Source organism: Delftia lacustris (assembly GCF_040267515.1).
Classification (GTDB): Bacteria; Pseudomonadota; Gammaproteobacteria; order Burkholderiales; family Burkholderiaceae_C; genus Comamonas; species Comamonas tsuruhatensis.
Genome location: NZ_CP141274.1, coordinates 3,015,635 through 3,027,569 on the forward strand (window position 1 = coordinate 3,015,635; position 11,935 = coordinate 3,027,569).

Here is an 11,935-nt window from a genome sequence, read left to right on the forward strand (position 1 = left end):
GCCTCTGCTCAGGCGCCGTGGCCGGGGTTGCTGAAGGCCGCGCCGGTCTCCAGATCCAGCAGCCGGCGCGCCATGCGCAGCAGCCGGAACAGCTTTACCAGCCCGGCATCGCTCAGGCGCGGATATGCGCCGCCGCCATGCAGCAAGGCCGCAAGGTCGTCGGCCAGCCGGGCGCCATCGAAGCCGGGGGCGGGTCGGGGCGCGGCGCACAGCGCATGCAGCAAGGTCAGCACCGCACACGCGAACGGAGGCAATGCGCGCACCGCCGGGGGCGCCACGCAGACGAAGCCCATGCCGCCTTCGCTGGGTTCGACCTGCCCGGCCACGTCGGCTTCCTCGGCGATCTCGCGCGCGAACTGTGCGATGTGCACCCGCAGCCGATCCGGCACATCCAGGCCGGGCTCGATGTACCAGACATCCGAGATGGGGTAGAGCCCGCCCGCCTGCACAGGGATCGCGCGCAGCGCGTCGGCCTCGAAGTCGGGCAGCTTGTCGCCCATCTGATCGGCCACCATGCGCTGGATGGATTGCAGGCGTTCGGTGGTCGGGGCCGGGGACACGATGTGACCCTGCAGGCGTTCGTCATCCTGCTGCATGCCCTTGTCGCTGGCGGCCGGCGTGGAACCGGCCTGCGCAGCCTGGCCAGGGCCAGGCTCCGACGACTGCACCGAGGGGCCGGGCGGCAGCGAAGGCGGTGACGGTGGTCGCGGTGGCCCGGCCGGCACCGCAGGTCTTGCCGCCTGCAGCGGCGCAGGATCGCTGGTCAATGCGCGCTGCCGGCTCTCGCTGTCGTCGATTTCCAGGCTCAGCGTGTCGTAGTCCGCTTCCAGCAGCTCGGCCATCTGGCCGACCAGCTCGTCCTGCACACGCTGCGGTGAGAAGTTGTCGGGCTGCGTGTCGAACTGCGCCAGCAGGTCCTGGAACAGCGTAGCGAAGTCCATCGACAGGTTGCGCCTCAGGGCATGCCGCTCCCAGGTGCGTTCGCAGGCCTTGCGCAGCACCGCGAGCCGTTCCACCTGATGCCGGCCGAGCCCGCCGTACAGCAGCGTGGGGATCGCCGGGAGCAGGTAGTGCACGGCGTCCTGCATGCGGCTGATGTGCGACTGCGGCAGCGGGAAGCCATCGGCCGTAAGCCGCCGCGCCAGCTCGCTCTGCGACAGCGGCTGGCCGCTGTCCCGCCCCATTTCCTGCTCGTAGAACTCGCGCGCCTTCTCCACGCCCAAGGCCCGCTCGATGAAGCTGAGCCCGCCGCGCAACTCGTTCTCGGCCAGGTGCCCGGTCAGCATCACCACTTCGCCGCGCTGCGGCCACGGGCGGAACAGGCAGGGGATGCGGAAGAACCGTTCGTCTTTCGTCTCGCTCCACAGCTCGCGCAGGATCGCCAGGCGCGTGTTGCCGCCGTTGCGGATGATGTAGTGCGGTTCGCCGGGCCGGCGCGTGATCGCGGGCGGCGCATCGAGCCCGCGTTCGCGGATCGAGGCCTTGATGTCCTCGTAGGCCGGGTTGCGCGTCACGCGCGGGTCGTGGTCGTAGGGGCGCAACTGGTCCAGCGTCACCACCATCGGCGTGTCGGCGATGGGGTCGCTCAGGGCCGCGACCGAAGGGCCGTTGCGCTCGAAGCCCGAGGCCAGCAGATTGGCGGCCATGTCCTGCGGCGTCAGGTCAGCCACGGCCATTCTCCTGAGATGCTGCAACACCCTGGGCCGCCTGTCGGTCGGCGCGGCGAAGCTGCGCACGGGCGTTGCGCTCGGCGCGGTGGTCGCTCGCCGTCGAGCTGGTGTAGATCGGCGCGCAGCCTTGCTTCGTGAACAGCAGGTGCCCGCCGCGGGTGCGCACCACCTTCCAACCTTCTCCCAGGGCGAACTCGATCAGCCCTCGCAGCCGCTTGTGGCCGCGGGCCAGGTCATGTGCGCTGGCCATGGCCGGCCCCTCCCGCGTCGCCTCGGCCGGTGACGAGCGCAAAGCGCTCCTGCCACGCCGGGAACAGCTCGCCGGCCAGCGCGCGCATGGTCTCCAATGCGGCAGGTGCCGTGCGGCCCGCCGGCTGGCGGTATTCCACCCGATGCACCGGCAGTCCGCGCGTCGCGGCGCGCGGATAGGCTTCAATCGCCGGCACGTCGGTGTCCAGCACGCGCACGCCAGGCTGCTCCTGGAATACCTGACGCAGCGCCTGCTGGATCAGCCGCGCATTCGACGACACCGGATGCACGCGGTTGATGAGCAGGTGCAGCGGCGGCGGCTCGATGCCGAGGTGGCGGTACGGCGCGATGTCCTCGATGAGTTGCAGCGTGCCGCGCCGCAGCTCGCGCGCCGCGAGGATTTCCGGCGTCACCGGCGAAAGCGCCAAGTTCGAGGCCAGCACCGCCATCTCCAGCAGCACGCTGCGCGCGCCCTGGGTGTCGATCAGCAGCAGGTCGTAGTGCGGCGCCAGCGTGGGCAGCAGGTGGCGCAGCCGCAATCTGCCATCGGGCGCGTGCAGCAGCAGCGTGTTCAGCTCGCCGCGGTCGTCGTTCGAGAGCACCAGGTCAAGCCGCTCGATCGCGGTGCGCGACACCAGTTGCTCGGCGCGCTGCTCGTTGTAGGCCAGCATCTCGTAGATCCCGGCCGGCGCGCGCTCGGCCAGCGTGAAGTAGCTCGACAGCGTGGGCTGCACGTCCAGGTCCAGCAGCAGCACGCGCAGCCCGGTGTCGGCTGCGAAGCCGCCCAGGTTGGCCGCCGTCGTGGTCTTGCCGACGCCGCCCTTGGTCGAAATGATGGACACCACCTGCATGGGCCTCTCCCGGTTGAATGGCATGTACCGAGGAAAAGCGTCAGGCGCGCTCATCGAGGCGATCGGCGATCCATTGCTCGACCTCCGCCGAGTCCCAGCCCACGGCGCGCACGCCCAAGCGCAGCGCCTTGGGGAACTTGCCTTCTTTCATCAGGCTGTAGATATGCGCGCGCTTGAAGCCGGTTTTGGCCTCGACTTCGGCGCGACGCAGGATGCGGTGCTCGGCCGGCACTGCCGGCGCGGTGGTCTGCGAAGACATGAGAGACACTCCTTGACGCTCACTGGCGCTGTTCGGAAAGTGCCTCGTATTCAATACACCGCGGTCGCCGAAATCACTGCAATTGCAGAAGCAGCGACTGCAATTGCAGTGCGCCGCATCGGCATCATGCTGGCCGCGTCGTCAGCGCGACGCCTCCAGGTGGCGCCGCGCCTGCGCGAGCTTGCTCCACAGCGTCCGCTCGCTGAGACCCGGCCGCCCCTCATGGTGTGCGATCAGCGCGCTGACCACGGCATCCATGCTGCGGAACGACGAATAGGCCGCGCCTGACGGCGAATTGCCCAGCAGCAGCGTCAGCAGTCCGCCGATGATGTTGAGGTAAGTCGTCTCGCTGCGCAGGCCAGGCTCGCGCGCCTGTTCGTCGTTGGCCGCGCGCGTGGCATGTTCCTTCGCCAGTGCTTCGTGCGCGGTGCGCAGCGTTTCATGCACCAGGGCAAGTTCGGCAAGTTGCGACTTCGCTGCTTCGCGATCGGCCAGCAGAATGTTGAGCGTGTCCACGCTCACCGCCGGATGCACCGCGCGTTCGATGCCGTCAAACAAAAACCCCGGCCGATCGCCGGGGTAGAACTGCGACATCCACGCTTTCAAGTCCACGTGGCGCACGGTCAGCTCGGGGTCGTCGAGCGCCGGCCGCTGCGAGTCCAGCACGATGCCGGCCTTGCCACCGGGCAATTCGCCATGCGTCAGCGCGTCGAAGATGCGCTCGGCATACAGGCGCAGCAGCGGCCAGCGCGGGAATTCGCCGGGCTCCGGCATGGCACGCTGCTCCAGCGCTTCCAGAATACGCTGCTCGAAGCGCAGGAGACCGCACCAGCGGACGGCCGCCTCGATCGGTCGGTAGTACGTCTTTGCGCCAAAGGCGTGGCTGCTCGATTTCGGCATATCGCGCTCTTCCCATCGTCGGATCGACACATGGCAAGCGCGCGCGGCCCACATGGGCGCAGCGATTGCCCAAAGAACCCGATGAAGCGCGAGCCGGTCGGCATCGTGGTGGACGTTGGGTGCGGCGATGTCGCCGAGCGTTACGCAGGGGGCAAACCTTCTTGCGGTGCCCGCTACACCTCAACCATAATGCACCTGCGAAAAATCTTGTTACCGGCGCAACGGTCTGAAAAGCCGCGCATCCAAGTTCGATCAGGAAGGGATGCTGCGCTTTACCGGAAAACCAGGGCAAAGTTTTCGTAGGAATACGGGCGGGGTAAAGCGCCAATGCGACTTCCGGCTGAGCCGGTTTGCATCCAGCAAGGGCTCATGCGTTCTGCGTCACTGCTGTGACCTCGACAGCTTGAAGGTGCCTTGCTTGATGCCGGGTGGATAGGCCCGATTCGCCATCCATGCCCGTGACGCAAAAGGTCGGCCGCCGATGCAATGCGGGTCAAGGTCCAGACCGAAAGGGAATCGTACCGTCCAAAATCCCCGCGTCACATCGGGCGTTGATCGGTGCCTTGCGGGCGTCCGACACGCTCCACGCGGTCGATGAACTGCCGCAGCGGCTCCATGATTTCGCCTTCGGGTCGCAGTAGATAGGTCGTCAGCGAAGCGGTCTCGTCGGCCAGCGGCCGCACGACGACATCGGCCTGATGGCAACCCGCCAGATGCGCCGCGCTCGAAAAGCCCACGCCGTAGCCGGCGGCCACGAGGGCCAGCATCAGGGAATGGGTCTTGACGTACTCGGCTACCGTCGGCTGCGCATCCACCGTGCGGAGCAGCCGTTCGCGCTGCCGGCTGCAACCTTCGCAGACCTGGGGATCGCACAGCACCAGCGGATAGCTCGCCACTTCCTCCAGCGGCACTTCCTTGAAAGCCAGCAGCGGATGCCTGGCGGGCAAAGCCACCACCAGCGGGTCTCGCCACACCGGCATGGCGACGATGCCGGCGTCCATTTCACCAGCCAATGCAAAACCTGCGTCATACAAGTCGTTGCGCAGTCCAGTCACCAACTGCGCCAGTGGCGTTTCAAATATCCGAATGCCGACCTGTGGTGCCTCCTCGCGGCAAAGCGCAAGCAACGCCGACAAGCGGGCCTGCCCCATGTCACCAGATAGTGCGATGCGCAGCGTGTTCCGCTGGTTCGCTGCGGCGCGTGCCTTGGTCTGCGCTTGCTCGAAGGCCAGCAGTACGCGCCGGGCTTCTTCGAGGAAGACCTGTCCCGCCGGTGTGAGACGAACACTGCGTGGCAAGCGGTTGAGCAGCGGCACCCCTAAATCCGCCTCCATCTGGCGGATCGTGCGCGACAGTGGAGACTGTTCGATGTGCAGCCGTCGAGCAGCCCGGCCGAAGTGCAGTTCCTCGGCTACGGCGATGAAGCAGCGAAGATGGCGTAAGTTCATGCTTTCTCCCTACCGATGTGATCAGTCCATATCATCGTAGGGAGCCGAATAGTGCGGAGGATTCACCTCTGTATCGAGATGAGAGCCATCCTGGGGGGTGATGCTCGGATGCTTTTCGCCCATGTCAGCGCCTACGGCGAAGCTCTCGTTCGAGATCGCCCAGCTGCGACGCCTGAAGTTCGGCAAGAAGAGCGAGCAGCTCGATGCCGAACAACGCGCGCTGTTCGACGAGGCTCTGGACGCCGACCTTGCCGCGGCTGAGGCGCAGCTCCAGGAACTGCTGGGCAAGAAGAAGCCGCCGGCTACGCCTGGCGCGATGCCTAAGCGCACCGCCTTGCCGGCGGACCTGCCGCGCGTGGACTGCCACCACGAGCCCGAGAACACTCGCTGCGCGTGCGGCTGTGCGCTCAAGCGCATCAGCGAGAAGCTGGACAACACACCGGGCGTATTCACGGTAGAGTGCCACATCCGCGGCAAGTGGACCTGCGCACAGGTGCCGAACGCTGACCCAGGCGCCAGTCCCGGCGGAGATCATCGCCAAGGGCATCCCCACCTCCGGGCTGCTCACGTAGGTGCTGGTCGCAAAGGACTCCGACCATCTGCCGCTTACACGGTCGTCCCTAGGCAAGCAGGAATCAGCTGCGTGAGTGAATCGGGAGGTTTGCGCAGCTGATGGGTGGTCAGCAGCGTCTGCGCCGGCGGCTTCACCGGCACGAAGCGCATGTGCGGGCGGGTTGCCGCCTCGCAGATCGCTGCGGCATCGGCCGCACCGTTCTTGCGTCCCTTGCCGGCCATGCGGTAGCGCGTGACGAAGTGGCCTGCAATCAGCCGCGCATCCAGCCCATAGCCGCGCAGCTTGCGTGCCCAGTGATGCGCACCGCCGCAGGCCTCCAGGGCCACCAGGCAGCCGGGAGGCAGCTCCACGCACCAGGCCGCAAACTTGTCAGCGGCCAGCGCCTTGGCAACCACCACGCGCGCATCCACCGCATGCACCTAGATAACCCGCTTGGCCAGATCCACCCCGACTCGGGCAATCTCGTTCATGGACTTCCCCTTCACATGGCTACAGATTGACGACTTGGGGAGCACCATCGCGGCGGCAGCCAACATTTGTTTCCTCGCTGCTTACGATTGATTCACATCGATCGGCCAGCAGATCGCTGGATGTTGACTCTTGACTTTCGGCATTTTAGGCGCACTATCTTGCAAAGTCTTGCAAGAACTTCCTCGAGCGAGGCCGCGTGACGACGGAACATGTGGGGGTGGTATGACAGCGCGCCAGCAGGCGATCTTCACACTCGACGAGTTGGCTACCTACTTAAAGGTCGGCAAGCGGACGCTTTACCGGCTCGCCGCGCACGGGGAAATTCCGGCCTTCAAGGTCGGCGGGACGTGGCGGTTTCGTCAAAGTGAAATCGATCAATGGATCAATGATCAGATCCAAGCAGGCAGAAAGAAGGAGGTGATACGCACAGATGAGCAGCCGAAGTCAGCGAAACATCCCGTGTTGCCTGGGCGCGCTATCCATAGCCGCAGGCAAGCGGATTGAGTGAGTCTTCAATTGATTTCTGGAGGTATGACATGGACATTGATTTCAAGAAATTGGCTCCCTGGAACTGGTTCAAAAAGGAGCAGGAAGAACAACAGAGCACTGCCTCGCTGCCGGTGCAGCGCAATGACCTGCCGGTGGCGGGTGGGCCCGTCAGTCCCATCCTGCAATTGCATCGCGAGATCGACCGCCTGTTCGACGACGCGTTTCGAGGCTTCGGTTTCCCGACGCTGGCCATGCCACGCTGGCCGTCGGACTGGCCGGGCATGCTGAAGCCGGCGCTGGACATCCAGGAGACCGACAAGCAGTACAAGATCGCCCTGGAAGTACCCGGCATCGAGGAAAAAGACATCCAGATCACGCTCGACAACGACGTGCTGCTGGTGCGCGGTGAAAAGCGTCAGGAGCAGGAAAGCAAAGACGGTGGTTTCCACCGGGTGGAGCGCTCCTACGGCAGCTTTCAGCGCGCTCTGAATCTGCCGGCCGATGCCAACCAGGACACGATCAAGGCCGCTTTCAAGAACGGCGTGCTCACGATCACGATGGAAAAGCGCGAGGCCAGTACGCCCAAGCAGGGGCGCTCGATCCCGATCAACGGCTGACGCGGGGCAGCGCGTTTTTCTCAAAAACCACAAAGAGATGAGGCACCGTGATCGGCGGTGCCTCGTCAGATCAATCTTTACAGGAGCATCAGCATGGCCAGAAAACAATGCCAAGTCTGCGGCCAGCCCGCCACGGTGCGGGTGGAAGCCAATCTCAATGGTCGCCACAGCACCATGCTGTTGTGTGACGATCACTATCGCCAACTGGTGCGCCAGCAAAAGCGCACCGTCTCACCGCTGGAAGCCTTGTTCGGCTCGCGCAGCGGGCTGTTCGAAGACTTCCTTGGCAGCGACTTCTTCCGCATCGGTGACGACGCACCGTCCATGGCGGCCGATACCGACGAGGTCGTCGATGCCTCGTTCGGCGAACCCGCCCCGGCCGGTACGGGCACCGCGCGCCGTCGCGGCAGTGGGCTCGCCAGCCGTATCAGCGAACAGTCCGAGGCCCTATTGCAGGAGGCCGCCCGACACGCTGCAGAGTTCGGGCGCGCCGAAGTCGATACCGAACACCTGCTGCTGGCGCTATCCGACAGCGACGTGGTCAAGACCATCCTGGGGCAGTTCAAGATCAAGGTCGATGACCTCAAGCGCCAGATCGAATCCGAAGCCAAGCGCGGCGATAAGCCGTTCGAGGGCGAGATCGGCGTGTCGCCCCGGGTCAAGGACGCGCTCAGCCGTGCTTTCGTGGCCTCCAACGAACTCGGCCACTCTTATGTCGGGCCGGAGCATTTCCTGATCGGGCTCGCCGAGGAAGGCGAAGGTTTGGCGGCCAACCTGCTGCGCCGTTACGGCCTCACGCCGCAAGCGCTGCGCCAGCAGGTAAGCAAGGTGGTCGGCAAAGGGGCCGAGGATGGCCGCGCCGAGACGCCGACCAACACGCCGGAACTCGACAAGTATTCGCGCGACCTCACCAAGATGGCGCGCGAGGGCAAGCTCGATCCGGTCATCGGCCGCGCGCAGGAGATCGAGACGACCATCGAAGTGCTGGCCCGGCGCAAGAAGAACAACCCGGTGCTGATCGGCGAGCCCGGCGTCGGCAAGACCGCCATCGTCGAAGGGCTGGCGCAGCGCATGGTCGCCGGCGAAGTGCCCGAGACGCTGCGCGACAAGCGTCTGGTCGAACTCAACATCAACGCCATGGTGGCAGGCGCCAAGTACCGCGGCGAGTTCGAGGAGCGCGTGCAGAAGGTGCTCAAGGAAGTGACCGAGCACCAGGGTGAGCTGATTCTCTTCATCGACGAGGTGCACACCATCGTCGGTGCCGGCCAGGGTGGCGGCGAAGGCGGGCTGGACGTGGCCAACGTGTTCAAGCCGATGATGGCGCGCGGCGAGCTGAACCTGATCGGCGCCACCACGCTCAACGAGTATCAGAAGTACATCGAGAAGGACGCCGCGCTGGAGCGTCGCTTCCAGCCGGTGATGGTGCCCGAGCCGACGGTAGCGCAGACCATGATGATCCTGCGCGGCCTGCGCGACACGTTCGAGGCGCACCACAAGGTCAGTATCACAGAGGACGCGATCATCGCCGCCGCCGAGTTGTCCGACCGCTACATCACCGCCCGCTTTCTGCCCGACAAGGCAATTGACCTGCTCGACCAGGCGGCCGCACGTGTGAAGCTGTCGGCCACGGCCCGCCCAGTGGCCGTACAAGAGCTGGAGTCCGAACTGCACCAGCTGCGGCGTGAGCAGGACTATGTGGCCTCGCGCAAGCAGTACGACAAGGCCGCCGAGCTGGGCAAGCACATCGAGACCAAAGAGGCCGAACTCAAGAAGCTTGTCGAGGAATGGGAACGCGAGCGCGCCTCGGGTAGCGCCGAAGTCAAAGCCGAGCATGTCGCGCAGATCGTCTCGCGCCTGACCGGCATTCCGGTCAACGAGCTGACGGTGGAAGAACGCGAGAAGCTGCTGCATCTGGAGCAGCGGCTGCACGAGCGCCTGGTGGGCCAGGACGAAGCGGTGCGCGCGGTGGCCGATGCCGTGCGTCTGGCGCGCGCGGGCCTGCGCGAAGGCGGCAAGCCAGTGGCCACCTTCCTGTTCCTCGGGCCGACGGGTGTGGGCAAGACCGAGCTCGCCAAGGCGCTGGCCGAGTCCATCTATGGCGATGAAGGTGCTCTGCTGCGCATCGACATGTCCGAGTACGGGGAACGCCATACCGTGGCACGCCTGGTGGGGGCGCCTCCGGGTTACGTCGGCTACGACGAGGGTGGCCAGCTCACCGAGAAGGTGCGGCGCAAACCCTACAGCGTGTTGCTGCTGGACGAGATCGAGAAGGCTCACCCCGACGTCTACAACATCCTGCTGCAGGTGTTCGACGACGGGCGGCTCACCGACGGCAAGGGCCGGGTGGTGGATTTCACCAATACCATCATCATCGCCACCTCGAACTTGGGCTCGGACATCATCCAGCGTCGGCTGAAGGCCCGTGGCGCCGCCGGCGAGGAATACGAGAAGACCAAGGGCGAGGTGATGGACGTGCTGCGCGGACACTTCCGCCCCGAGTTCCTCAACCGCATCGACGAGATCATCGTCTTCCATGCGCTGGGCAAGGAGGAGATCCGCCATATCGTCGGCCTGCAGCTCGATCGTGTGGCCCGCAACGCCGCCAGCCAGGGCGTGACGCTGACCTTCGATCAGACCTTGATCGATCACTTCGCGGAGGAAGGCTACAAGCCCGAGTTCGGCGCGCGTGAGCTCAAGCGGCTGATCCGCAGCGAGCTGGAGACGGCACTGGCGCGCGAGATGCTGGGTGGCGGTATCGGCAAGGCCGATCACGCCAGCGCCCGCTGGGACGACAAGGCCGAACGGGTGGTCTTCGAGCGCCAGGAGCCACCCGCGAAGCCGGCCGAGCCTGAGAAGCCCGATGCCGCGAACGCGGCCGAGACGCCGCCGAGCGACGCGAGCAAGCCTGCGCGCAAGAAGAAGTCAGCGGGCGGCGAATCTTGAGTCATGGGGAGGCTGTCGTGTCCGACCCCAACGGGCTGACATGGGCAGCCACCCTCGTGTCGCTGGCGGTCGCTATCCCCACAGCGGGGCACGCGGTCATCTACAAGCGTGACCCTCGATCGGCCACGCTGTGGGTACTGCTGATCGCCTTGTTGCCGCTGGGCGGTTCGCTGCTGTATGGGCTGTTCGGCATCAACCGTTACCAGCGGCGGGCGCGGCGGCTCTTCCCGGGGGCAGATCCTGCTGTTCGGCAGGACCTCTCGCCCACGATGCCCGAGGCTGTATCGCCGCCGCTTGCCGGTCTGGCCCACCTGGTGGGACGCGCCACCGGCCAGTCGCTGACCAGCGGCAACCGCATCGAGCCGCTTGTCGATGGCGAGCAGGCCTACCCGGCCATGCTCGCCGCCATCGAATCGGCGCGGTACAGCGTCGCCTTGGCCTCGTACATCTTCGACAGCCAAGGCATCGGGGCGCAGTTCGTCGATGCGCTGCGCCGGGCTCATGAGCGCGGCGTGCAAGTGCGGGTGCTGATCGACGACGTGTATGCCCGCTGGACGCCCCGCAGCGCCTACCGCGCCTTGCAGCGCGCCGGCGTTCCGGCGGCGACGTTCAACCCGACGTTGATTCCCGCGCGCCTGCATGCCGCGCATCTGCGCAATCACCGCAAGCTGCTGGTGATCGATGGCGAGACGGGTTTCACCGGCGGCATGAACATCTTCAGCCCGTATTGGCGGCCCGATGCGCCGGGCCGGGCCTGTCACGATTTGCACTTTCGTCTGCGCGGGCCGGTGGTTGCGCATCTGATGCGGTGCTTCACCGACGATTGGTGCGATACCACGGGCGAGCGGCTCAACGAGGGTCTCTGGGGCGAACCGCCCGCAACGGCTGATGAGCAAGGAACCTCTTGGGCGCGCGGCATCGAGGCCGGTCCCGATGAGGCCCTGGACCGGCTGCGCTGGACCTTCATGGGCGCTTTGAGCGCGGCGAAGCATTCGGTGCGCATCTGGACACCTTACTTCGTGCCCGATCAGCCGATGATCGCGGCGCTAAGCACGGCCGCGTTGCGCGGCGTGCGTATCGACGTGCTGACGCCCGCAAACGGCGACCATCCCACGGTGCAATGGGCCGCACGCGCCCACTACTGGCAGGTGCTGGAGCACGGTATGCGCATCTTCGAACGGCCGGGCCCGTTCGACCACAGCAAGCTGATGCTGATAGACGGCCAGTGGTGCTGCCTGGGTTCGGCCAATTGGGATGCGCGCAGCCTGCGCCTCAACTTCGAGTTCAATGTGGAGGTGTACGACACCGCGCTGTCTACGCGGCTGGAATCCCTTTTTGATGCCGCCCGTGATGCATCGAACGAGATATCGGCCATGGCGTTGCGCGCCCGCCCGCTGGCCATCCGCTTGCGCGACGGGGTGGCCCGTCTGTTCACCCCCATTCTCTAGCGGCACGACTTGCGAG

At 65.8% G+C, this 11,935-nt stretch carries 11 protein-coding genes and 1 pseudogene; 5 read left to right on the top strand and 7 right to left on the bottom strand.

From position 1 onward, the window contains the following. Nucleotides 1-8 precede the first annotated feature (8 nt). From U6958_RS15175 to U6958_RS15200, 6 genes are all read right to left on the bottom strand, one after another. The gene (locus U6958_RS15175; RefSeq protein WP_037004480.1) at nt 9-1,670 is read right to left on the bottom strand and encodes a ParB family protein; all 1,662 of its coding nucleotides are present in this window, start codon (nt 1,668-1,670) and stop codon (nt 9-11) included. Next, entirely contained in the window at nt 1,663-1,920 is a 258-nt protein-coding gene (locus tag U6958_RS15180; protein ID WP_003454921.1) for a hypothetical protein, read from the bottom strand. Before U6958_RS15180 ends, U6958_RS15175 begins: the two co-directional genes overlap by 8 nt. Next, nucleotides 1,904-2,770 carry a ParA family protein gene (locus tag U6958_RS15185; RefSeq protein ID WP_004265510.1) on the bottom strand — a complete coding sequence of 289 codons (867 nt, stop codon included), beginning with the start codon at nt 2,768-2,770 and terminating at the stop codon, nt 1,904-1,906. Before U6958_RS15185 ends, U6958_RS15180 begins: the two co-directional genes overlap by 17 nt. 40 nt (nt 2,771-2,810) lie before the next feature. Further along, nucleotides 2,811-3,029, bottom strand: coding sequence for an AlpA family transcriptional regulator (locus U6958_RS15190; RefSeq protein WP_003454927.1), 219 nt, complete (start codon nt 3,027-3,029; stop codon nt 2,811-2,813). Between the two features lie 141 nt (nt 3,030-3,170). After that, nucleotides 3,171-3,929, bottom strand: a complete 759-nt coding sequence (locus tag U6958_RS15195; protein WP_003454930.1) for a hypothetical protein — start codon at nt 3,927-3,929, stop codon at nt 3,171-3,173. Nucleotides 3,930-4,468: 539 nt separating this feature from the next. Further along, complete coding sequence (locus tag U6958_RS15200; RefSeq protein WP_012761385.1) at nt 4,469-5,377, bottom strand: LysR family transcriptional regulator; 909 nt, start codon at nt 5,375-5,377, stop codon at nt 4,469-4,471. A 139-nt stretch (nt 5,378-5,516) separates the two neighbouring features. Between U6958_RS15200 and U6958_RS15205 the strand changes: the two are divergent. Next, nucleotides 5,517-5,946 (top strand): annotated as a pseudogene (locus U6958_RS15205) (IS66 family transposase); the annotation flags it as partial. Between the two features lie 37 nt (nt 5,947-5,983). On the opposite strand, the gene U6958_RS15210 reads toward U6958_RS15205, so the two are convergent. Next, nucleotides 5,984-6,349 (bottom strand): transposase, encoded by a 366-nt coding sequence (locus U6958_RS15210; protein WP_133121818.1) that lies wholly within the window; start codon nt 6,347-6,349, stop codon nt 5,984-5,986. Nucleotides 6,350-6,644: 295 nt separating this feature from the next. Here U6958_RS15210 and U6958_RS15215 point away from each other — a divergent pair, with 295 nt between their 5' ends. From U6958_RS15215 to cls, 4 genes are all read left to right on the top strand, one after another. Further along, nucleotides 6,645-6,926 (top strand): methylation-associated defense system helix-turn-helix domain-containing protein MAD1, encoded by a 282-nt coding sequence (locus U6958_RS15215; RefSeq protein ID WP_003454941.1) that lies wholly within the window; start codon nt 6,645-6,647, stop codon nt 6,924-6,926. A 32-nt stretch (nt 6,927-6,958) separates the two neighbouring features. Further along, on the top strand, nt 6,959-7,528 hold the full coding sequence (locus U6958_RS15220) for an Hsp20/alpha crystallin family protein (protein WP_016451637.1): 570 nt from the start codon (nt 6,959-6,961) through the stop codon (nt 7,526-7,528). Between the two features lie 93 nt (nt 7,529-7,621). Then, nucleotides 7,622-10,471, top strand: a complete 2,850-nt coding sequence (clpK, locus tag U6958_RS15225; RefSeq protein WP_016451636.1) for a heat shock survival AAA family ATPase ClpK — start codon at nt 7,622-7,624, stop codon at nt 10,469-10,471. A 17-nt stretch (nt 10,472-10,488) separates the two neighbouring features. Then, on the top strand, nt 10,489-11,919 hold the full coding sequence (gene cls / locus U6958_RS15230) for a cardiolipin synthase (RefSeq protein ID WP_016451635.1): 1,431 nt from the start codon (nt 10,489-10,491) through the stop codon (nt 11,917-11,919). Nucleotides 11,920-11,935 lie beyond the last annotated feature (16 nt).